At 33.1% G+C, this 20,753-nt stretch carries 22 protein-coding genes; 12 read left to right on the top strand and 10 right to left on the bottom strand.

From position 1 onward, the window contains the following. Positions 1 to 5: 5 nt before the first annotated feature. Positions 6 to 962: a glycosyltransferase family 2 protein gene (locus P2W65_RS00590; protein ID WP_289662767.1), complete on the bottom strand. Its 957-nt coding sequence runs from the start codon at positions 960 to 962 to the stop codon at positions 6 to 8. Between the two features lie 8 nt (positions 963 to 970). Continuing rightward, complete coding sequence (locus tag P2W65_RS00585; RefSeq protein WP_289662766.1) at positions 971 to 1,501, bottom strand: DUF4199 domain-containing protein; 531 nt, start codon at positions 1,499 to 1,501, stop codon at positions 971 to 973. 249 nt (positions 1,502 to 1,750) lie between these two features. Between P2W65_RS00585 and P2W65_RS00580 the strand changes: the two genes are divergently transcribed. Both P2W65_RS00580 and P2W65_RS00575 read left to right on the top strand, forming a co-directional pair. After that, a complete protein-coding gene (locus tag P2W65_RS00580; RefSeq protein WP_011921626.1) occupies positions 1,751 to 2,005 on the top strand; it encodes a type B 50S ribosomal protein L31 in 255 nt (84 codons plus the stop codon). 160 nt (positions 2,006 to 2,165) lie between these two features. Further along, positions 2,166 to 3,341: a GlmU family protein gene (locus tag P2W65_RS00575; RefSeq protein WP_289662765.1), complete on the top strand. Its 1,176-nt coding sequence runs from the start codon at positions 2,166 to 2,168 to the stop codon at positions 3,339 to 3,341. Between the two features lie 175 nt (positions 3,342 to 3,516). On the opposite strand, the gene P2W65_RS00570 is transcribed toward P2W65_RS00575, so the two are convergent. Continuing rightward, complete coding sequence (locus tag P2W65_RS00570; RefSeq protein ID WP_289662764.1) at positions 3,517 to 3,960, bottom strand: PepSY-like domain-containing protein; 444 nt, start codon at positions 3,958 to 3,960, stop codon at positions 3,517 to 3,519. 240 nt (positions 3,961 to 4,200) lie between these two features. Between P2W65_RS00570 and P2W65_RS00565 the strand changes: the two genes are divergently transcribed. From P2W65_RS00565 to P2W65_RS00555, 3 genes are all read left to right on the top strand, one after another. Next, a complete protein-coding gene (locus tag P2W65_RS00565) occupies positions 4,201 to 5,835 on the top strand; it encodes an ABC-F family ATP-binding cassette domain-containing protein (RefSeq protein WP_109190411.1) in 1,635 nt (544 codons plus the stop codon). Positions 5,836 to 6,067: 232 nt separating this feature from the next. Beyond that, positions 6,068 to 7,219 carry a porin gene (locus P2W65_RS00560; protein WP_289662763.1) on the top strand — a complete coding sequence of 384 codons (1,152 nt, stop codon included), beginning with the start codon at positions 6,068 to 6,070 and terminating at the stop codon, positions 7,217 to 7,219. 22 nt (positions 7,220 to 7,241) lie between these two features. Further along, positions 7,242 to 8,672 carry an anion permease gene (locus P2W65_RS00555; protein WP_289662762.1) on the top strand — a complete coding sequence of 477 codons (1,431 nt, stop codon included), beginning with the start codon at positions 7,242 to 7,244 and terminating at the stop codon, positions 8,670 to 8,672. On the opposite strand, the gene P2W65_RS00550 is transcribed toward P2W65_RS00555, so the two are convergent. Next, positions 8,669 to 8,971: a GNAT family N-acetyltransferase gene (locus tag P2W65_RS00550; protein ID WP_289662761.1), complete on the bottom strand. Its 303-nt coding sequence runs from the start codon at positions 8,969 to 8,971 to the stop codon at positions 8,669 to 8,671. The two genes, P2W65_RS00555 and P2W65_RS00550, sit on opposite strands and share 4 nt — an antisense overlap. A gap of 294 nt (positions 8,972 to 9,265) precedes the next feature. Here P2W65_RS00550 and P2W65_RS00545 point away from each other — a divergent pair, with 294 nt between their 5' ends. Beyond that, a complete protein-coding gene (locus tag P2W65_RS00545) occupies positions 9,266 to 9,925 on the top strand; it encodes a YqiA/YcfP family alpha/beta fold hydrolase (RefSeq protein ID WP_289662760.1) in 660 nt (219 codons plus the stop codon). Between the two features lie 155 nt (positions 9,926 to 10,080). Here P2W65_RS00545 and P2W65_RS00540 read toward each other — a convergent pair whose 3' ends face one another. Both P2W65_RS00540 and P2W65_RS00535 read right to left on the bottom strand, forming a co-directional pair. Beyond that, on the bottom strand, positions 10,081 to 11,385 hold the full coding sequence (locus tag P2W65_RS00540) for an ABC1 kinase family protein (RefSeq protein ID WP_289662759.1): 1,305 nt from the start codon (positions 11,383 to 11,385) through the stop codon (positions 10,081 to 10,083). Further along, positions 11,385 to 12,044, bottom strand: a complete 660-nt coding sequence (locus P2W65_RS00535) for a TetR family transcriptional regulator C-terminal domain-containing protein (RefSeq protein ID WP_289662758.1) — start codon at positions 12,042 to 12,044, stop codon at positions 11,385 to 11,387. Before P2W65_RS00535 ends, P2W65_RS00540 begins: the two co-directional genes overlap by 1 nt. Before the next feature lie 98 nt (positions 12,045 to 12,142). On the opposite strand from P2W65_RS00535, the gene P2W65_RS00530 reads away from it, so the two are divergent. Continuing rightward, the gene (locus P2W65_RS00530) at positions 12,143 to 13,054 is read left to right on the top strand and encodes a TIGR01777 family oxidoreductase (RefSeq protein WP_289662757.1); all 912 of its coding nucleotides are present in this window, start codon (positions 12,143 to 12,145) and stop codon (positions 13,052 to 13,054) included. A 4-nt stretch (positions 13,055 to 13,058) separates the two neighbouring features. On the opposite strand, the gene P2W65_RS00525 is transcribed toward P2W65_RS00530, so the two are convergent. From P2W65_RS00525 to P2W65_RS00510, 4 genes are all read right to left on the bottom strand, one after another. Beyond that, a complete protein-coding gene (locus P2W65_RS00525; protein ID WP_289662756.1) occupies positions 13,059 to 13,628 on the bottom strand; it encodes a YceI family protein in 570 nt (189 codons plus the stop codon). A gap of 235 nt (positions 13,629 to 13,863) precedes the next feature. Next, positions 13,864 to 14,265 (bottom strand): VOC family protein, encoded by a 402-nt coding sequence (locus P2W65_RS00520; RefSeq protein ID WP_289662754.1) that lies wholly within the window; start codon positions 14,263 to 14,265, stop codon positions 13,864 to 13,866. A gap of 40 nt (positions 14,266 to 14,305) precedes the next feature. Further along, on the bottom strand, positions 14,306 to 14,854 hold the full coding sequence (locus P2W65_RS00515) for an acyl-CoA thioesterase (RefSeq protein ID WP_289662753.1): 549 nt from the start codon (positions 14,852 to 14,854) through the stop codon (positions 14,306 to 14,308). A gap of 185 nt (positions 14,855 to 15,039) precedes the next feature. Further along, positions 15,040 to 16,413, bottom strand: a complete 1,374-nt coding sequence (locus P2W65_RS00510; RefSeq protein WP_289662752.1) for a DNA recombination protein RmuC — start codon at positions 16,411 to 16,413, stop codon at positions 15,040 to 15,042. 196 nt (positions 16,414 to 16,609) lie between these two features. Here P2W65_RS00510 and P2W65_RS00505 point away from each other — a divergent pair, with 196 nt between their 5' ends. From P2W65_RS00505 to P2W65_RS00485, 5 genes are read left to right on the top strand one after another with little or no spacing between them, the layout of a single operon-like run. Continuing rightward, positions 16,610 to 17,488 (top strand): protease complex subunit PrcB family protein, encoded by an 879-nt coding sequence (locus P2W65_RS00505; RefSeq protein ID WP_289662751.1) that lies wholly within the window; start codon positions 16,610 to 16,612, stop codon positions 17,486 to 17,488. 7 nt (positions 17,489 to 17,495) lie between these two features. Further along, complete coding sequence (locus P2W65_RS00500) at positions 17,496 to 17,894, top strand: hypothetical protein (RefSeq protein ID WP_289662749.1); 399 nt, start codon at positions 17,496 to 17,498, stop codon at positions 17,892 to 17,894. Between the two features lie 51 nt (positions 17,895 to 17,945). Continuing rightward, positions 17,946 to 18,497, top strand: coding sequence for an RNA polymerase sigma factor (locus P2W65_RS00495; protein WP_289662747.1), 552 nt, complete (start codon positions 17,946 to 17,948; stop codon positions 18,495 to 18,497). After that, positions 18,494 to 20,146: an outer membrane beta-barrel protein gene (locus P2W65_RS00490; protein ID WP_289662746.1), complete on the top strand. Its 1,653-nt coding sequence runs from the start codon at positions 18,494 to 18,496 to the stop codon at positions 20,144 to 20,146. The genes P2W65_RS00495 and P2W65_RS00490 overlap by 4 nt, the downstream gene beginning before the upstream one ends. 44 nt (positions 20,147 to 20,190) lie before the next feature. Then, positions 20,191 to 20,712 carry a MepB family protein gene (locus tag P2W65_RS00485; protein WP_289662744.1) on the top strand — a complete coding sequence of 174 codons (522 nt, stop codon included), beginning with the start codon at positions 20,191 to 20,193 and terminating at the stop codon, positions 20,710 to 20,712. The last annotated feature ends 41 nt before the right edge of the window (positions 20,713 to 20,753 follow it).

Here is a 20,753-nt window from a genome sequence, read left to right as displayed (position 1 = left end):
TGGTGTTAAAAATTCACTTCACGTGCTACTTTATATCTTTCTTCATTGTTTTTGGTTCTTAAGATAATTTCGCCTAAAAATCCTGCAAGGAAAAGCTGAGTTCCTAAAATCATTGTGGTTAAGGCAATATAAAACCAAGGATTGCTTGTAACCAGAGAATATTTCATTCCATTATACATATGGTATAATTTCGAAACACCAATGTATCCGGCCGCTAAAAAACCAATAATAAACATGATAGAACCCATTGCTCCAAACAAGTGCATCGGTCTTTTTCCAAAGCGCGATAAAAACCAAATGGTAATTAAATCTAGAAATCCGTTTATAAAACGTTCCATTCCAAATTTGGTTTCACCATATTTTCTAGCTTGGTGAATAACCACTTTTTCTCCAATTTTTCCGAATCCGGCATTTTTTGCCAAAACAGGGATGTAGCGGTGCATTTCGCCCGAAACTTCAATATTTTTAACTACGACATTTTTATATGCTTTTAAGCCACAGTTGAAATCATTTAGCTCAACGCCAGAAGTTTTTCTAGCGGCCCAGTTAAATAGCTTTGAAGGAAGATTTTTGGCAACAACAGAATCGTAACGTTTCTTTTTCCATCCAGAAACCAAATCGAATCTTTCTTTTGTAATCATGTCATATAATTCTGGAATCTCATCAGGGCTGTCCTGCAAATCGGCATCCATGGTAATAATAACATCACCTTTAGCTTTTGCAAAACCAGCATGTAAAGCCTGGGATTTTCCAAAGTTTTTCATGAAACGAATGCCTTTTACATTCGAATTTTCATTAGAAAAGCCTTCAATAATCTGCCAAGAATTATCTGTACTACCATCATCTACAAAAATGATTTCATAAGAGTAATTGTTAGATTGCATCACTTTAATGATCCATGCATAGAGTTCTTGAAGTGATTGCTCCTCGTTTAGAAGCGGTATAAGTATAGATAAATTCATTTATATTTTTATTCTTGTGTAGATTTGCTTTTAAAAAATGCTGCGAAAATTAATCCAAAAATGGCACTGATAACAATAGCAAAAGCAGATCCTTTTAATAATTCAAAAGTAGAGTATGGACTGCTTTCTTTCATTTTGGCAACAGCCTCGTTAATTGCAGAAGCTGGTGTGTTGAATTTTTGCATCATGCCTACAGTGTATTTGATCATGATTTCGTTTAAAGTTTCTTTTGCTCCTGGATCAATAACATTAAATAATACAATGTTAAAAGTTGTAGAAATCAAAATTCCGATTACTGCGGCTATAAAATAGGTGGTGAAAGCATCTTTGAAAGTAAAAACGCCTTTTAATTCTTTCTTGGTTTTAGAAAGTAAAATGATACTAATTGTAATACTTATTACGATTCCTAGGATTCCCATCCACCAAGCTGTAAATAGTTTTAAATCAATTGCATATATAGTAGCCGTAACCAAAGCCGATGCAATTCCGATCATTATTCCATAAGTAACCCCATTCTTTTTTATAACTTCATTAATCATATTTCTATATGTTTTAAAATTAATCCACAAATATAGTAATTCCCACTATAATCGGAGATAAAAAAAGCTTTTCGAAATAAACTAAAAAAAAGTGAGCTAAGTATTTGTTTATTAAAAAAGAATTGTAAATTTGCACACTCAAAAATAATTAAATTTTTAAACAAAAAAGAGTAGTGTTGTTTACACCTTTTTCTAATCATGAAAAAGCTTCAAAATAAAAATGCTCTAAAACAATAAATAAAAGAAAAGATGAAAAAAGGAATTCACCCAGAAAATTACAGATTAGTTGCATTTAAAGACATGTCAAATGATGACGTTTTTATCACTAAATCTACTGCAGATACAAAAGAAACAATTGAAGTTGACGGAGTTGAGTATCCAGTTGTAAAAATGGAGATTTCTAGAACATCTCACCCTTTTTATACTGGTAAATCTAAACTTATCGATACTGCAGGACGTATTGATAAATTCAAAACTAAATACGCTAAACACGCTAAAAAATAATAGCTGTTTTAAATTATACAAAGGCCTTCCAATTCTGGAAGGCTTTTTTTATGCGTTAAATATTACTTTTCGTTAAAGTGGTTTTAAATGAAACCAGTAAAATATTTGTAACTTTGGCCTTAGGTAACCAAATCAAATTTTAACAAACACTCAATTATTTATGAACTACATTCTTTTCGACGGCCCCGTTCGGAATGCTTTACTACCTTTTACTTTTACACGGCCTGTGGCTGATATTTTGGTTGGAATTATGACTATTCGTCAAAAATGGGAAAGACGTTTAGGTTCTACAATTACCACGATAACCGAAGAATATTTATCAGAGAAATTTCCAATGGTTGAAATGGAAGAAAACGTAATGATCAACGCAGCGTATCTGCCAAATGATACTCTTGCGGAGATGGTTTCTAATTTGACCACTAATCAAGCCATATTTAAAGGTGAAGATGTAATAGCATTTTTTGCAAGCGAAAATCAAGAGGAAGTCGATTTCGATTCTTATGAAATTATCCAGTATAATGACGCTTGTATTACTATCGAGCATACTTGGGATATTTTCTCTAAAAACGATGCGGCAATCCGTCAGGATTTTGATTTTTTAACAGAAGACCGAAAATCACAGCCAATTCCTAAAAGCGTAAATGTAATTGCTCCTGAAAATATATTTATTGAAGAGGGCGCAAAATTAGAGTTTGTGACTTTAAATGCTTCGAACGGTCCTATATATATAGGTAAAAATACCGAGATCATGGAAGGAACTGTTATTCGAGGGCCTTTTGCTTTATGCGAAAATGCAATGGTAAAAATGTCGGCTAAGGTTTATGGTGCAACAACTGTTGGGCCTGGATCTAGAATAGGAGGAGAGGTTAAAAACTCTGTTCTTTTTGCTAATTCGAATAAAGGACACGAAGGATTTTTAGGTGATTCTGTTTTAGGTGAATGGTGTAATATTGGAGCTGATTCTAATAACTCTAATCTGAAAAATAATTATGAAGAAGTGAAGTTGTGGAGCTATGAAACAGAAGGTTTCGCAAAAACAGGACTTCAGTTCTGCGGTTTAATGATGGGGGATCACAGTAAATGTGGCATCAATACGATGTTTAATACAGGAACCGTTGTTGGTGTAAGTGCTAATATTTTCGGTTCAGGATTTCCAAGAAATTTTGTTCCAAGTTTTTCTTGGGGTGGTGCTGCAGGTTTTACAACGTATGTAACGAAAAAAGCTTTTGAAACGGCGCGTTTGGTTTTGTCAAGAAGAAATATTGATTTTGATGAAACGGAACAGGCAATCTTAGAACATGTTTTCGAAGAAACGAAAAAGTGGAGAAAAGATTAATCAGATAATTAGGCAATTTGAAAATTAGATAATTTTGTAACCCGACAAGTTTTTAAAACCTGTCGGGTTTATTTTTTTGCCCACTCCCGATAGCTATCGGGATAAAAGGATTTTCACAGATTGTTATCTTAAGTCGTGAAAAAAATCTTTTTAATCTTCTAATCTGTGGCTACTATTACTTATCAATTTTAATAAAATCTTCTTTTAAGTTGAATTTTAGCTTTAAACCGTTCGTCAACTTTGTTTCGTAGCCAGAAGATCCAATTTCTATTTTGGTTACTTTTTCTTTAGGGAAATTTGTTTTGATATAAGAAGCAATCTTTTTCGGAATAATAGATTTTGGAATTTTTTCATTTTTACCGTATACTTCTTTCCAGTTTCCTTTTTTGTCAAATTCAATTTCAAGCTGTTTGTCAAATTGAACCTTGTATTCTGTAGAAAGAAATTCTTTGTCTTCTAATACATAACTCGGTTTTTTTGATCCGAAATGAGTTTTTAAGAAAGTCTGTGCATTTGCAGGTAAAGCTTCTTTTTTAATAACAGTTTTTTGTGCATTCGCAGAAAGTCCAAATAGTAATCCTGCAATTAGGTAAACGGTCAGTTTTAATTTCGGTTTCATATTCTGCTGCATTTAAAATTATTATACAAGATAAGATTAAAATTTTAAAATATTAAAAAACGATTAGGGTTTCGTTTATTAGAATTTAAGGTGTTATTAATTAGTAAATTATCTAATTGACACATTTCCAAAATTATCTAATTTTCAAATTGTCTAATTATCTAATTAATCTATCTTTGCAGCACAAAAAATGGGTAGTCAAATAAACGATTAACCGATTAAACAAATTAACAAAAACAAATGATTACAGTTAACGATATTTCGGTTCAGTTTGGTGGAACTACACTTTTTAGCGATGTTTCTTTTGCTATTAATGAAAATGATAAAATTGCCCTTATGGGTAAAAATGGTGCAGGAAAATCTACACTTTTGAAAATAATTGCAGGTGTCAACAAACCTTCAACCGGAAGCATTTCTGCTCCAAAAGAAGCTGTGGTTGCTTATCTGCCTCAGCATTTGTTGACTGAAGACGGTGCAACTGTTATGGAAGAAGCATCTAAAGCTTTCAGTGAGATTTTTAAAATGAAATCTGAAATTGACGAAATCAACGAGCAATTAACGGTTCGTACGGATTATGAAAGTGATGAATACATGAAATTAATCGAAAGAGTTTCGGACTTAAGCGAGAAATTTTATGCAATCGAAGAAGTAAATTACGAAGCTGAAGTTGAGAAGATTTTAGTTGGTTTAGGTTTCGAACGTGAAGATTTTACGCGTCAGACTTCTGAGTTTTCTGGAGGTTGGAGAATGCGTATCGAATTGGCTAAAATTTTATTGAGAAAGCCAGATTTAATTTTGCTGGATGAGCCTACGAACCACATGGATATTGAAAGTATTCAATGGTTAGAAGATTTCTTGTTGAATCAGGCAAAAGCGGTTGTAGTAATCTCTCACGATAGAGCGTTTGTAGATAATATCACGAATCGTACTATCGAGGTTACTATGGGAAGAATTTACGATTACAAAGCGAAATACACGCATTATTTAGAATTAAGAAAAGACCGTCGTATCCATCAGCAGAAAGCATACGATGAGCAGCAAAAGATGATCGCAGAAAATCGTGCTTTTATTGAACGTTTCAAAGGAACTTTTTCTAAAACAGATGCTGTTCAATCTCGAGTAAAAATGTTGGAAAAACTGGAGATTGTTCAGGTTGATGAAGTAGATACGTCTGCATTGCGTTTAAAATTCCCACCGGCAGCGCGTTCTGGGCAATATCCGGTTATTGTGAAAGAAATGTCTAAATCGTACGGAGATCATGTGGTTTTTAAAGATGCAAACATTGTAATTGAGCGTGGTCAGAAAGTAGCATTTGTTGGAAAAAATGGTGAAGGAAAATCGACCATGATTAAAGCAATCATGAAAGAAATTGGTGTTGATTCTGGAAGTGTTGATATTGGTCATAACGCTCAAATTGGATACTTTGCTCAAAATCAAGCAGCTTTATTAGATGAGAATGCTACTATTTTTGAAACAATTGATAGTATTGCAGTTGGAGATATCAGAACTCAGATTAAAAATATTTTAGGAGCTTTTATGTTCCAAGGAGATGATATTACTAAAAAAGTAAAAGTACTTTCTGGAGGAGAAAAAACGCGTTTAGCAATGATTAAATTGTTGTTGGAGCCGGTTAACTTGTTGATTCTGGATGAGCCTTCGAACCACTTGGATATGAAGACTAAAGATATTATCAAAGATGCTTTAAGAGATTTTGATGGAACTTTAATTTTGGTTTCTCACGACCGTGATTTCCTTGATGGGTTGGCAACTAAAGTTTTTGAATTCGGAAACAAAAGGGTAAAAGAACATTTTGAAGATGTGGCAGGTTTCCTTGCTCATAAGAAAATGGATTCTATGAGAGAGATCGAAAAGTAATTTTTTTAATATAAATAATAGAAAAGGTGCAGGTTAATTCTTGCGCCTTTTTTGTTTGTCTTTTTTGATAACAGAATTTTAATGCAAATTTTTTTACAGCTCACGCATTTTTTTGTTATTTTAGTAATCCCATTTCGTGTTGACGGTAGGTAATTAGCTTTTTGAGAATAAAAAGCAGAATGCTGATTTTGAATTCATTATATAAAAATAACATTTTATCTATTTGAAGTCTATGAGTAAAATTCTACTAATTCCGATTATTTTTTTCTTTCTTCTTACTCCAGTATTTCTGTATGCTCAAGGTGATGTTAATGCAGGAGAAAAAAAAGAAGAAAGCGAAATAAAATACCCGCAATATCAGCTCAAAGGTCTTTTGCAGGCAAGATATCTGGAAAGTTTCGGCGATAATGTCGATGTTTTAGGAGTTCATCATTCTGCAGGAGATGTTACGCAGCAGTCTTTTGATATTAAAAGAATGCGTGTTGGTTTAAATACCAAATTGAGCGAAGCTACAGAAGTTGTAATCTTAGTCAACTTAGCCGATTTTAAATCGGATACCAAAGGTAAAGTTCTCGAAAATGCCTATGGAAAATATACTTTTAGTAAATACATAGCCTTAACAGGAGGGCAATTTCGTCCGGCATTCGGTATAGAAGAGCTTGTTCCGGTTGATATCATTAAATCTTTCGATTTCTCGAATCAGTATTACGAATTTGGAAAAAACGGCTGGACCAGTTTCCAGATCGGAGCTTCGGCAACGGGAGCTTTTGATATAGGAAAAATTCCAGTCAATTATGCAGTTTCTGTTTTAAATGGAAACGGAAAAAATGTAGAATTGGATAAAGATAATGGAAAGCAATATTCTACAAGATGGGTTTTTGAATTGTCTAAAGAGCATAAAATAAATCTTGGTTTAAACGGTGGTTTTGGAAAAGTATTCAAAGAAGATGTTTTTGCCGTTGGAGCTGATATCACCAGCGATTTTAAACTGACTGACCGAATGAGTTTTGATCTTCAAATTGAATATAAGCAGGGAACAAATCATAATTTATATTTTTCTCTTCCAGCAGAAAGCAGAGTAGGAGATGTTTCCAATTATCAAATGAGAGGTGTTTATTTCCTACCTAATTTGAGGTATGTAATAAATTATAAAAAATTAACCGCAGTCGAATTATCATGTCGTTATGAAACCTTTGACCCAAGTTACAAAGTAAATTCAAACGTAAGACAGACGTATACGCCCATGATCAGTTTGGAATTTGGAAAAGCTTACACAGGCCGAATCGAGATGGGATTTGAAATTGATCGATTTGATAGAAATGTTCCAGATACGTCAACTTACAACGACGAATTATTTTTAATCCAATTACAGCTTCGACTTTAAGTTTAATATAAAACCATTTATTATGAAAGAAGTACAGATTCCCCAAACCCTGATTACACTTGCTGTTGGAATTGCAATTTGGCTTATTCCAGCTCCAAATGGTGTTGTTGCTGAAGCTTGGCATTTGTTTGCCATTTTCGTAGCTACGATTTTAGGAATTATTCTGAAAGCGGCTCCAATGGGAACCATGTGTATGATTGCAATTGCTTTAACAGCTTTCACACAAGTTTTAGCACCAGGAGATCCAGGTAAGTCGATCACACTGGCGCTAAAAGGTTTTGGAGATAAGGTAATCTGGCTTATTGGAATTTCGTTTTTTATAGCCAGAGGTTTCATAAAAACAGGTTTAGGAAATAGGATCGCTTTTTTGTTTATTAGAATATTTGGAAAAAGTTCTTTGGGATTGGCTTATGGTTTAGGTCTTGCTGATTTGGTTCTAGCGCCTGCTGTTCCAAGTAATACGGCAAGGGGAGGAGGTATTATCTATCCAATCATGAAATCTATGTCAATGAGTTTTGGATCAATGCCCGATCAGCCCGAAACACATAGAAAATTAGGTTCATATCTTACTTTGAATAGTTATAATATGAATTTGATTGCATCTTCTATGTTTTTGACTGGAACAGCAAGTAATCCAATGTGTCAAAAGTTTGCTTTGAATTTGGGAATAAAAATTACTTGGATGTCATGGGCAATTGCGGCAATTGTTCCGGGACTATGCGCTTTTTTTGTGATTCCGTTTGTGTTATATAAAATTTATCCGCCAGAACTAAAGAAAACTGGCGATGCCCCACAGATTGCCGCTCAGAAATTAAAAGAAATGGGTGCTATAACGAGAAATGAATGGATGATGCTTTTGACATTTTTTATCCTTCTGTTTCTATGGATGACAGGCGATTTGTTTTCTATTGATGCCACAACAACAGCATTTATCGGATTGGTGATTTTGCTTTTAACTTCTGTTTTGACTTGGGATGATGTCAAGGCCGAAAAAGGAGCTTGGGATACTATAGTTTGGTTTTCGGTTTTAGTAATGATGGCCAGTTCGCTTAACGAATTGGGCTTTATTGCTTGGTTTAGTGATTTAGTAAAAACACAAATCGGCGGATTAAGCTGGCAGATGGCTTTTCCGATAATTGTTTTGGTTTATTTCTTCAGTCATTATCTTTTTGCCAGTGCAACAGCACACGTAGCGGCGATGTATGCAGCACTGCTTGGGGTCGGGATTTCACTTGGAATTCCAGGCTTGTTATTGGCTTTTATGTTAGGGTTTATAGGTTCATTATACGGAACATTAACGCATTATGGTCACGGTCCGGCACCCGTATTTTTTGGGAGCGGCTACGTAGATTTAAAGAGCTGGTGGGTTAAAGGATTAGTAACTGGTTTGGTAATGCTCTTTATTTATATGGTAATTGGAGGACTGTGGCTCCGTTTAATAGGTGATTTTTAAATCCTGATTCCTGGAGGAAGTAACTCCTTATACTTCGGATTTTTTTTGAAGAAAGAAACGATCTTTGGATGAATTGGAACAACTCTGTAATTTTTTTCAGAACTTAAATCCAGAACATTTTTCAATAAGGCGTTGATTGCATCATCATTTTGATAAGAATCTGGTGTGTTGATTTTGGTTAAGAAGATTTTTTTTTCTTGAAATGAATACTCAACTGCCAGCATCCCTTCAGGTACGACAGTTTCAAATTGGCGTGCAAAAGTGTTGTCTTTGATTTCCATAGTTACAAAAGTTTCCATAGTAATTTTTCATTTTTAGGTTATGTGTAAATAGTGAATTTGGGGTCCGAAATAGTCTTGAAAGAAAATTCTTTATAAGTTTTCCAAGTCAAAATTATTTCAAATACAAAGGTAATCATTTGATTTTCAATATTGAATTATTTTTTAAAGATGTAAACCTAAAGATGTCTTTTCAAAGTTTGCTTTTTTTGAGTTTCATGAGAAATTAGGCTTAAAATTTGATTGTCATGCTATTAAAAAAAGTAACTTTATTTTTTAGAATAAATATCTTAATGGTAATTTCATTTTAATGTTATGAGTAAAATTCCAGTTTATTTTATGCCCGGTCTGGCGGCAAGTCCATCTATTTTTGAAAGAATTAAATTGGATGAAAATATTTTCGAAATATGTCTTTTGGAATGGGAAATTCCAAATCCTAAAGAATCTTTATCGGATTATGCGCTTCGAATAAGCAAAAATATCAAACATGAAAATCCTGTTTTAGTTGGGGTTTCCTTTGGTGGAATTTTGGTTCAGGAAATTTCGAAACATATAAAAACCAGAAAAGTAATTATTATATCAAGTGTTAGAAGTAATCTCGAGTTTCCTAGAAGAATGAAAATAGGGAAGACAACAAAAGCCTACAAATTAATCCCGATGAAGCTGATTTTGAATATTGAAAATCTTGCAAAATATTCTTTTGGAGAGAAAGTCAACAAACGAATTAAATTATACGAGAAGTTTTTGGCTGTGCGTGATCTTAATTATTTACAATGGGCTGTGGAGTCGGTTATTTTGTGGGATAGAAATCGGATTGATGAAAATGTAATCCATATCCATGGAGATCAGGATGATGTTTTTCCTATAAAATACATCAACAGCTGTATTGTGGTAAAAGGGGGAACTCATATTATGATCTTAAATAAGTACAAATGGCTGAATGAGAATCTGCCTTCAATTATATTGGAGGATTAGTTAAAATAAAATTCTAATTATGTACAATCTTGTCATCCTTCGTTTCTCGGTATGACAAACTAGGCTAAAAAAACCTTTGTCAAAGTTTTAAACTTTGACAAAGGTCTATACATAAAGTTGAGCCAACTTGAAACCTGAAACAGATAAAACAAAAACTAATACTTCAAATAATTCTCCACCACAATCTTCGCTTTCAAATCGAACATTAAATTATAAAGTCCAAAGAAAGTGCGATTCATGTAAATAAAGTGTTTTGAACCACGATTTCCGTTCATTTTTTTCAAATTAGTATCTTCAGAGAAACGTTTTCCTAATTCGGCGATAGCGTTAAAGAAAGTTTCATCGGCAAAATTGAATGTTTCATTTTGAAAAGGTCTTGTAAAAAGTGACAATAAATCATGAAACATTTCTGTAAAATATTCTACTTCTGCAGGTGTATCGTCTGGGCGAAGGATTTCTAATTCGAATAACTTTTTATTAAACAATGCTTCATCCGTAATCACATTTTTATTGATTAACTCAAAATACGGCGTGTAGAAATCATCAGGAATCTGTTTCATACAGCCAAAATCCAAAGCAATTAATTGATTTTGATCATCAACCAAAAAATTTCCGGGATGCGGATCAGCGTGTACTTTGCGTAAAACATGAATTTGGTACATATAAAAATCCCAAAGTGCCTGCCCAATTTTATCGCCCACTTCCTGATTTGTATTTTTAGCTGTGAATTCAGAAAGATGAATTCCTGTCATCCAATCCATTGTAATGATTTTCTCTGATGAAAACTCCGGATAATAATTCGGGAAAGTGATATTTTCAATTTTATGACAGGCTTCAACTACTTCCTGACTTTGTTTTAATTCCAGCAAATAATTCGTTTCTTCAATCAGTTTATCTTCAACTTCTTTAAAATATTTATCTGAATCTTTTCCCTGCAGATTAAACATTCTGATTGCAATTGGTTTAACCAAAGCCAAATCCGAAGAAATACTATTGGCAACGCCAGGATACTGAATTTTAACCGCTAGTTTTTTATCATTTTTCTTAGCCAAATGTACCTGACCAATACTCGCCGCATTTACCGAATTTGGATTGAACTCATCAAAGATTTCATAAGGTGTTTTACCAAAATTATTTTTGAACGTTTTTAAAACCAAAGGCGCTGAAAGCGGTGGAACAGAAAATTGCGACAATGAGAATTTCTCCACATAAGCTTGAGGCAGAAAATTCTTGTCCATGCTTAACATCTGCGCGACTTTAAGCGCGCTTCCTTTTAAGCTTTTTAGTCCGTCATAAATATCTTCGGCGTTATTTTCGTTTAGTTTATCTCGGGTCAAATCTGGATTTACAACTTTTTCGGCATAATGCTTAATGTAGTTTACTCCAATTTTGGCTCCGGTTTGAACCAGTTTTCCGGCTCTTTCTATTTTTGAAGTTGGAATATAATCGATTGTTTTCATTATCTGCTGTGTATTTTTTCTTTAAATAGAAATTTTCCAAAATCTATTAAATGATTCATTGGCGCTACATTCATTAATTCAAATGAAGCATTAACCGATTTTTCGATAAAAATATCTGTTTTCTCAAATCCAGCCGATTCGTCTTCCATCCAGAATTTAATAGTCAGCATCAATTGCAACCAAGATGATTCCTGAATGGCTTTTTCTTGAAACTTCTGGAATTTTTCCTGTTCCAATCTGTAATCATCTGTCAGGATTTCTGAAACATAATTCTTAAAGCTTTCGCGAAGTGTAGTCAGCTGCACTAAATTTTTAAGTGGATTTCGGTCTATTTTAAGCGTCTGCAAAACATAACTTCTGTTTGCCGTTAAAACTTCGAAAAAAGTAAAATAGAAACTCAGCATTTTATTTTTCATATCATACTGCTGATATTCTTCATTTTTGTGAAGCAATCCAACTGTGTTTTCAAAAAACAGTCGGAATATTTCTTTTTCTAAACCTTCTAACGTTCCAAAAAAGGAGTAAAACTCAGCTTCAGTAAAATCATTTTCTTTGGCAAAATGATAAACCGATTTTGGCTTTTGCCCTTTTTCTAAAACTTCTTCCATGTATATTGAAACGATGTCATCTTTGGTAATATCCTTTTTTTTAGTCGCCATTTTATTAAAATTTAGAATTTGCCATAAAGGTAAACATTGTTTAAGTACCTTTACTATTCCTTAAACAAGTTAGACTGTTAAATATATTATAAACTATTATGGCTCAAAATGTTCTACTAACGGGCGGAAGCGGTTTCATTGGAAGACATTTAACAGATGTTCTTCTTGAAGCTGGATTTACTGTTTCTGTTTTGAGTCGTTCTGCCAAAGAAAGTTCTCCTGCCATAACGTATTATCAATGGAATTTAAATAAAAACTACATTGACGAAAATGCGGTTTTAAATGCCGATTATATCATACATCTTGCCGGTGAAGGAATTGTAGAAAAAAGATGGACGAATAAACGAAAAAAAGTCATTCTGGAAAGCCGTGTAAAACCAATTGATTTAATTCTTTCTGTATTAGAAAAAAACAATAAAAAACTGGAAGCTTTTGTTTCGGCTTCAGCAGTTGGAATTTATGGCGCTGTTACGAGTCATAAAATATGTACTGAGAATACGCCTCCGGCAGATGATTTTTTGGGCACAACCTGCCAAAAATGGGAAAGCGCCGTGGATAAAATTGGCGCTTTAGAGATTAGAACTGTTAAAATAAGAACCGGAATTGTTTTTGGCAAAAATGAAGGTTTTCTAAAAAAACTAACTCCGAGTTTTAAATCTGGTTTTGGTGCCATTTTAGGCACGGGAAAACAATATCTTCCGTGGATTCATATTGACGATTTATGCACTATTTATTTAAAAGCTATTGAGGATCCAAAATTAGAAGGCCCTTATAACGCCTGTATTACTGACAACACCACGAACTCAAGATTTTCTAAGACATTCGCCAAATTGTTTGACTACAGTATTTGGTTACCCAAAATTCCTCCTTTCTTTTTAAAAATAGTTTTAGGCGAAATGAGTGAAGCTGTTTTAACAGGACAACGAGTTTCTTCTGAAAAAATCCAGAAAACAGGTTTCGAATTTCAGTTTACCGATTTAGAAAAGACCTTAATAAACTGCTTAAAATAATCTCTTATTTTAAAGTAGCATACATTCCTTCTTCATCATGAATAATTCCCGTCAGTTCTGTGTTGGCAGTTTGAGCAATTTTCGAAGCTATTTTACTTGGAATTTTGATATTGAAATCGGAAACCGTTATCGGAAAATCTGAAATTATCTGAATCCCTTCCGGAACTCTTTTGATTAAAGCATTCACGACAATTTCTTTCGACTTGCCTTTCATATTTAATTTCCCTTTAATCTCGTATTTCTTTTCGATTTCATTAATATCCTTTAAATCGAATTTTTCGATCTTACCTTTAAAAACCGCTTTTGGGTAACGGTTGCTTTCTAAATAATTTTCGTTGAAATGCTCCTGCATTAAATCTAATTTAAAGCGAAAGTTTTTGATCATAACCGTACAAATAAATGTACTGGTTTTAGGCTCCAAAAGAATTATAACCTGTCTGTTTACTGCTTTTATTTCTTCAAATAAAGGAACGGAAGCTTCAAAATTTACAGTACCCGTATTAGTAAAAAAACGGTCTTGGGCTAGTACAGTAAAAGCAGTTAAAAGTAAAAATAATAAGGTAGTTGTTTTCATAATCGTCTGCATTTAAACAATTATGTCATTCAATTTGTCTTGGTTAACAGAAGGTAAAAAATTAGATTCCGACTAATCTGGAAAAATCGAACGGCAGTACTCCGTGAATAAATTTCGTAACCCTAATGATTACACTTAAAGTTACGAAATTTATGCTTGTTAAGTTCTCCAGTTAATGCTAAATATTTGTGAATATTTTTAACCTAAAAACACCTTTTATCGATGTAAAATGCATTTAAACTACATTTTCTACTTCTGTACAAATTTCAATCAAAAAACCATTCAAATCTCTTGCGTAAGCAACGACTTGTCCCCATGGTTTTTCTACCGGTTCTGAAACAATTACAGCTCCAAAAGAAGTGGCTTTTTGTAAAACTTCGGGAACATTGTCTACTATAAATCCAATTTCTATAGCAAAAGGTTTGTCTTCTAAACTGCTTTCTATAAAACCATCACTGAGATTTTGCGATGCCAGACTTTTTGATGCGAATGCCAGTGCGGTTGCACCTGTATTTAATTCTGCATAATCGTGATCAGGACTTATAAATTTCCTGTGAAATCCAAATGCATTTTCGTAAAATGCTACTGATTCTTCTACATCTTCAACGTACAATATTGTATATCCAAACTTTATCATGATTTCTTTATTTAATATGTTTGAATTAAATATAAGAATTTTAACTGATTTCTAAAAGAACATTATATTTTTCTAAACTTGCCAAATCTTCAATCGAGTTGATATTAGCCAGTTTTTCGTGTTCTTCAATTTCTTTGCGAACTTCGATATGTTTGATTGCTTTTCTAAAACGACGTACTTCCTGTAAATTGGACAAAATTAATCCGGGAACCTGAACGCTTTTACCTTCTTTGTCTTTCGCAACCATTGTAAAATAAGATGAATTACAATGTTTAATAACTCCTGTCTGGATATTTTCTGCTTCAACTCTAATTCCCACAATCATGGAACTTCTTCCTACATAATTTACAGAAGCTTTCATAGTGACCAATTCCCCAACTTCAATTGGTTTTAAAAAGTTTACTGTATCAACAGAAGCTGTTACACAATAATTACCGCTGAATTTTGATGCCGAAGCAAATGCAATCTGATCCAGCAATTGTAAAATATATCCTCCGTGAATTTTACCGCTGAAATTGGTATGCGACGGAAGCATTAATTCTGATATACTAATTTTTGATGAAGAAACGGGTTTAAAATCTGTAGTCATGCTTTTTGTTTTTTTGGAATGGTTAGTTTTTTTTGAACACATAGAAACATAGTTCATTGGAATCTATAAAAAAGGCGTTTCACTTGCATAAGTTCACATATCATTACTATGTGTTAGAAACGAGTTTCTTTCTTTATTCTTTATAAAGACAAACCAAATCTATGTTTCTATGTGTTTATATATTTTTAGTTTAATAATTCATTTTCATCTGAATTCAAAGCTCTCGTAATAATATTTTCAGGAAGTGATTTCTTGGCTTTAGCTCCCATTTTTTTGAGTCTTTCTACACTTGTAATCAGGTTTCCTTTTCCTTCGACCAATTTATTCATCGCGCTTTCGTATTCTGTTTTGGTGTCTTTAATTTTATTTCCAATTCGGACTAAATCGGAAACAAAACCTTCAAATTTATCGTATAATGCGCCTGCCTGTCTTGCAATTTCAAAAGCATTTTCCTGCTGTTTCTGATTCGTCCACATGCTGTCAATTGTTCTTAAAGTTGCCAGCAATGTACTTGGCGTTACAATCACAATATTTCGATCGAAAGCTTTTGTGTACAAAGCCGGATCTTCATTTAAAGCAATTGCAAACGCAGGTTCCATCGGAATAAAAAGCAATACAAAATCCGGACTTTCCATTTGATACAAATCGTGGTAATTTTTACTGCCAAGCTGTTCCACATGCCTTCTTATCGAATTAACATGTTCCTTTAAAAACTCTATTTTCAAAAGTTCAGACTCTTCGTTAATCCATTTTTCATAGGCAGCGAGTGAAACTTTCGAATCGACAATCATTTTCTTTCCGTCTGGAAGATTTATCACAACATCTGGCAAAACACGATTCCCTTCGCTGTTCGTAAAACTCTGCTGTACTTCGTATTCTCTTCCTTTTTCTAAACCTGATTTTTCCAGAACGCGTTCTAAAACCAGTTCGCCCCAATTCCCCTGCATTTTATTGTCGCCTTTTAACGCTTTGGTTAAGTTCAGAGTTTCTTTACTCATCTGCGCATTCATTTCGCTTAAGCCCAAAATCTGTTGACGGAGCGCGGCGTGGTAATCGATGCTTTCTTTGTGCGTCTGATCTACTTTTTGTTCGAAAATGTGAATTTTATCCTGAAGCGGTAAAAGAATACTTTTCATATTCTCGCTATTCTGTTCGGTAAACTTTGCCGATTTTTCTTCCAGAATTTTATTGGCTAAATTTTCAAATTCTTTGGTAAATTTTTCTTGAAGTTCGTTGATTTCACTTTTTTGTTCTTTGTGACGTTCCCATAGATTTTCAAAGTCAACTTCTTTTTTAGAAAGCTGAATGGCCAGACTGTCTTTTTCTGTTCGGATACTTTCTTTTTCAGAAAGATGAAATTGCAATTGTTTCTGAAAATTATTTTTTTCATTTTCAAATTGGTCTTTCTGCATTTGCAATTGTGCATTTAAAGCATTCAATCTTTCTTCAAAAATGCCTTTTTCTGATTGAGTTTTTGAACCAGCAAGTACTTTCCCTAAGTATAACCCAATAAAAAGCGCTACAATAAAACCCAATAAAAATGGTAGATAATCAGACATAACTAAGTTTATTTTACGTAAAAGTACGCAATAATACGTAGTGCTTAGTTTTAAAAATAGAAATTTCACGAATTCATAATCAATCCAAACTAAACCAACATTTTACTCAAAATAAAAAAATAAAAAAAATTGCATCATCTACGCAACCTTTTTTTAAAAGCGCTATCTACAAGATATAAACCTATTAAAATAAATTATGAAAAAATTAATGTTGAGCTTATTTGTAGCTTTTGGATTTAGTGCCTGCTCTCTTAATAATGGGGACGATAATTATGTTGACTGTGGCGCTAATACTAATGTAGAATTTACCGGATTTCCTTTATTGTGCAATTATACTGTAAAAGCACCTCCTAGTGCTGCTGCAGTCACTGTTGTTGCAACTGAAGAAAAATTGAATCAATTATTTACAAAAACTGCTGGCAGCTGTCCTGTTGCAAGTGATCCTAACATCGATTTTACAAAACAATATTTAGTTGGAATTTTTGCAGGTAGAAAAGAATCTACAGGATATGAAATTAAAATAACTTCTATTGTAGAAAACAACTGTCAGATTGTAGTGAATTACTATGAAAAGTCTCCAGCAACTGGTGAAACAGTAACTCAGACTCCAACTTACCCTACAGATTTTGTTTTAGTGCCAAAAACATCAAAAGGTTTTATATTTTATAAAACAACTGAAAATCCTGATAATATTGTTATCGGAAGCTTCCGTAATCAATGTACTGGTGCAGATTGTCAAAAATTCTATCAAATTAATGACTACAACACTTTAAAATTCTTAAATGTTGCAGCTGGACAATACGAATTTGGTCAGTACAAATACACACCAACAATCAAAAGGGGAGAATATAGTTTGCTTTTGAAAGAAGTTCCTGCTGAAATTCTAACTTTAAGAGGTCAGACGAAAACTTATGGAACTCCAGACAGTGCAGACCAAGGCGGTGTTTATTTTGAATTACGTCAAAACGGTGCTGTAACTAAAGTTTATATTGATAACAATGACACGGATGATCAAAGTGCGGCTATAAAAACGTTTAAGAAAGCGATCCAAGATAAAATCACAAGTTTAAAATAATTCGATTATGAAACACCTTTTAGTATCTTTTAGTGCATTTTTTGTTTTTGCCAGTTTTTGTGCAGCAGATATTTCTAATGAATATTCAGGAGCGATTGTAAATACCTGGACTTGGGAAAAATCTGTTGGAGGAACAAACAATCCTTATCTCGCTACACCAAAAACTATTGGTTTCACAAAGAAAGTAATCTTTACTCCAAATGGAAGAGTGATTACCTATAAAAACAATGTAGAAATTAGAAATAGTGCTTATCAGATAGAGAAAGGGATAGGTTATTCCGATCAAGTAGAACATGACTTAGTGACCTTTGAAGGTAAAACTTATATCATCGAAAAACTTGATAATCAAAACCTAACGATTGTGAGTAACAATCAAGATGGTTCTAGAACTATATTTAAAAGATAGTTTTGTAAGCTATTTAAAACTATTTTTGCAAAATCAAATTTGAACCATTTCTTGAAAGACAATTTAGAAAAATACATCAAACTGTGCATAAAAAATGACAGAGAGGGACAGCTGAAAATTTATCAGTTGTTCTCTCCTGTTTTGTATGGTATCTGTTTGAAGTATATGAAAAATGAAGATGACGCAAAGGACGTTTTTCAAGAAGCTTTTGTAATTGTATTTCAGAAAATAGGGCAATATAAATTTGAAGGAAGTTTTGAAGGATGGCTCAAACGGATCTTCATTAATAAGCTCATCGAAACTTTAAACAAAAAGAAAAAGGAGAGTTTCTTTTTAGATGTTTTTGATCCCGATACAGATTTTATTGAAGAGGAGGAGCTAGAAGCGATTCCGATGGAACAAGAAAAACTTCTAGAATATATTCGGGATTTACCAGATCAATACAGGACGGTTTTCAACTTATATGTTTTTGAAAAAATGAAACACAAAGAAATCGCCGAATTATTAAAAATCTCCGAAGGAACATCAAAATCAAATTTAAATCGCGCCAAACATATTTTACAGAAGCGAATTTTGAGCATAAAAAATTTTAAGACAGCATGAAGAAGCACAAAATAGAAGATATTTTTTCATCAATGGAAGACTTTTCGAGTGTTCCGCCTCCAGAATTGTGGGCGCAGATTGAAGAAAAATTAGACAAACCTAAAAAGAAGAAGAGAGCTATTCTTTGGTGGTCGGCTGCTGCATGCTTATTATTAGGGTTGCTTCTGCCTTCAATTTTACATTTCACTTCTCCAGAAAATAAAAATTTTAATATAAAAGGATCTGATGCTAACAGCGTAGTTTTGGAAGAAAAAGCAAATGATGCTTCTAAAAACAAGAGTGCTGGACAAAATGAAAAGACAAGTGAAACAAAAGACTCTTTAAACACTGTTTCGCCATCACAAAAACAATTAATTAATTCTAATCCTAAAGAAATTCAGGAGCAGGAAACAGCTGTTGCAACAAATAATTCTAAAGATAAAACCAATCAAAAGAATTCAGAATCTAAGGTGCAAATGCCAAACAGCGTAAATGCTCCAAATCAATCACTTGCTATTCAGAGTTATAATACTTCTGATGATCAATCTAAAACTTCATCTTCTAAAAAAACTATCTTAATTAACAACAAGAAGAGTGCTTCAAAAGGGATTTATGAAGAAAGAATTGCTTTTGGAAAACAAAATAAATTTAATTCGACAGCTAAAAAACAGCTTTCCAATTCGATTTTTGAAGATTTATCTCCTTCCAAAAACAACCCTAATTTAGCTTTCTTAAAGCAAAGTAATGAATCAAGCAATTCGGTAATTAAAGAAAATCAAGTTCAAGCACCAAGGCAAAATACTTCAACAGAGTTAGCTTATAAGACCGATGCAAAGGAAAATTCGAAATTTAACAGTAATGCTTTAAGCAAAGTTGATTCGGTGCAGTTGGCAGAACTTCAAAATTTAGAAAAAGGTATTCTGACTCCTGAAACTAAAAAAGAAGAAAAAGAGAAAAAGAACAACTTAATTGATAAAAAAGAAAAATGGGCAGTTGCCGTTTTTGCTGGAGTTGCTAGTTCTGAAAATACTAAAAACGAAAAAACGCTTGGAAATACAAACGATTCTAAACAATCGAACTCTTTTGGAGTAAAAACAAGATATAACATTAATAAAAAATGGGCGGTAGGGTCTGGTTTTAAGATTAATGAATTGGGACAAAGTGTTGCGAATGTTTCGTATGTAAGTGCAAAAACTAATGCTCTTTTTATTCCTGGTGTTGCAATGTCAGATGTAGCATCTTCACCTGTAGTAAGCAATAATCCAGATTATCTTTTGGTTTCTAATAGTACAAAAGAGGCATTAAAAAATGATAACAGTATTCAAACAGGAAAATTAGATCAAAACTTAAGATATATCGAAATGCCTCTTGAAGTTTCTTATTCTGTTTTTAATAAAAATAAAGCCAGCATTAATTTGAATACTGGTGGTTTTGTAGGGAAACTGATTTCGAACAACGTAGCTTTAGACGGTCATTCGATTGGACAAAATATGAGTGCAAATGATTATGTTTATGGGTCAACTTTGAGTAGTACGGTTCAATATCGCGTTTACAAAAAAACTAATGTATTTGTCGAACCGGCTATGAATTATTATATCAATCCACTAAATAGCCAGTCTTTCAATCAGTTTCAATGGGGATTAAATTTTGGTTTGAATGTTTCGTTCTAAATTTCCTTTAGCGTAATTTTCAATAAAAATTAATATCCTTTTTTATGAATGATAATGCTTCTACTGATTCTATTCCTACTGATTTAAAACTAGCCAAAGAAATTGTTTTTCACAAAGTTCCCTTACAAATGGCATCCCTTCAAAAAGAAGATGAAAGTGACGAATATAGCGCCTATCGTTTTCTACTAAGCGAAAAGAAAATTTGTTACAGAGAAGCTAAGATTACTCCAAGCAAAACGGGGCAATTTGTTACTTTATGGAAACGAAATAAATTTGGAACCATAGAACCTTTTGACTACTCTGACCCAATTGATTTTGTAATAGTGAGTGTTCGAAAGGATTTAAACTGGGGACATTTTATATTTCCAAAAAAAATACTCTTAGAGAAAGGAATTTTTTCGACAAGTAATAAAGAAGGAATTCGAGCGACAAGAGTTTATCCGCCATGGGATGAAACTACGAGCAAACAAGCTCAAAAAACTCAAAAATGGCAATCAGATTATTTTATAATGCTTACTAATTCAAATAAAATTGATTTCAATCAATTGAGAAAAATCTTCGTGTAGATTTTCAATAAAAAAGGCTTCCAAAATCTGGAAGCCTTTCT

Origin of the sequence: Flavobacterium panacagri (genome assembly GCF_030378165.1) — a bacterium.
GTDB classification, from domain to species: domain Bacteria; phylum Bacteroidota; class Bacteroidia; order Flavobacteriales; family Flavobacteriaceae; genus Flavobacterium; species Flavobacterium panacagri.
Note: the sequence above shows the minus strand (reverse complement) of the source record. Positions and strands in the feature narration are given on the sequence as shown.

What these genes read in the sequence shown, in the direction of transcription:
- P2W65_RS00590 (WP_289662767.1), bottom strand. Translation starts at nt 962, where the DNA reads ATGAATTTATCTATACTTATACCGCTTCTAAACGAGGAGCAATCACTT.
- P2W65_RS00585 (WP_289662766.1), bottom strand. Translation starts at nt 1,501, where the DNA reads ATGATTAATGAAGTTATAAAAAAGAATGGGGTTACTTATGGAATAATG.
- P2W65_RS00580 (WP_011921626.1), top strand. Translation starts at nt 1,751, where the DNA reads ATGAAAAAAGGAATTCACCCAGAAAATTACAGATTAGTTGCATTTAAA.
- P2W65_RS00575 (WP_289662765.1), top strand. Translation starts at nt 2,166, where the DNA reads ATGAACTACATTCTTTTCGACGGCCCCGTTCGGAATGCTTTACTACCT.
- P2W65_RS00570 (WP_289662764.1), bottom strand. Translation starts at nt 3,960, where the DNA reads ATGAAACCGAAATTAAAACTGACCGTTTACCTAATTGCAGGATTACTA.
- P2W65_RS00565 (WP_109190411.1), top strand. Translation starts at nt 4,201, where the DNA reads ATGATTACAGTTAACGATATTTCGGTTCAGTTTGGTGGAACTACACTT.
- P2W65_RS00560 (WP_289662763.1), top strand. Translation starts at nt 6,068, where the DNA reads ATGAGTAAAATTCTACTAATTCCGATTATTTTTTTCTTTCTTCTTACT.
- P2W65_RS00555 (WP_289662762.1), top strand. Translation starts at nt 7,242, where the DNA reads ATGAAAGAAGTACAGATTCCCCAAACCCTGATTACACTTGCTGTTGGA.
- P2W65_RS00550 (WP_289662761.1), bottom strand. Translation starts at nt 8,971, where the DNA reads ATGGAAACTTTTGTAACTATGGAAATCAAAGACAACACTTTTGCACGC.
- P2W65_RS00545 (WP_289662760.1), top strand. Translation starts at nt 9,266, where the DNA reads ATGAGTAAAATTCCAGTTTATTTTATGCCCGGTCTGGCGGCAAGTCCA.
- P2W65_RS00540 (WP_289662759.1), bottom strand. Translation starts at nt 11,385, where the DNA reads ATGAAAACAATCGATTATATTCCAACTTCAAAAATAGAAAGAGCCGGA.
- P2W65_RS00535 (WP_289662758.1), bottom strand. Translation starts at nt 12,044, where the DNA reads ATGGCGACTAAAAAAAAGGATATTACCAAAGATGACATCGTTTCAATA.
- P2W65_RS00530 (WP_289662757.1), top strand. Translation starts at nt 12,143, where the DNA reads ATGGCTCAAAATGTTCTACTAACGGGCGGAAGCGGTTTCATTGGAAGA.
- P2W65_RS00525 (WP_289662756.1), bottom strand. Translation starts at nt 13,628, where the DNA reads ATGAAAACAACTACCTTATTATTTTTACTTTTAACTGCTTTTACTGTA.
- P2W65_RS00520 (WP_289662754.1), bottom strand. Translation starts at nt 14,265, where the DNA reads ATGATAAAGTTTGGATATACAATATTGTACGTTGAAGATGTAGAAGAA.
- P2W65_RS00515 (WP_289662753.1), bottom strand. Translation starts at nt 14,854, where the DNA reads ATGACTACAGATTTTAAACCCGTTTCTTCATCAAAAATTAGTATATCA.
- P2W65_RS00510 (WP_289662752.1), bottom strand. Translation starts at nt 16,413, where the DNA reads ATGTCTGATTATCTACCATTTTTATTGGGTTTTATTGTAGCGCTTTTT.
- P2W65_RS00505 (WP_289662751.1), top strand. Translation starts at nt 16,610, where the DNA reads ATGAAAAAATTAATGTTGAGCTTATTTGTAGCTTTTGGATTTAGTGCC.
- P2W65_RS00500 (WP_289662749.1), top strand. Translation starts at nt 17,496, where the DNA reads ATGAAACACCTTTTAGTATCTTTTAGTGCATTTTTTGTTTTTGCCAGT.
- P2W65_RS00490 (WP_289662746.1), top strand. Translation starts at nt 18,494, where the DNA reads ATGAAGAAGCACAAAATAGAAGATATTTTTTCATCAATGGAAGACTTT.
- P2W65_RS00485 (WP_289662744.1), top strand. Translation starts at nt 20,191, where the DNA reads ATGAATGATAATGCTTCTACTGATTCTATTCCTACTGATTTAAAACTA.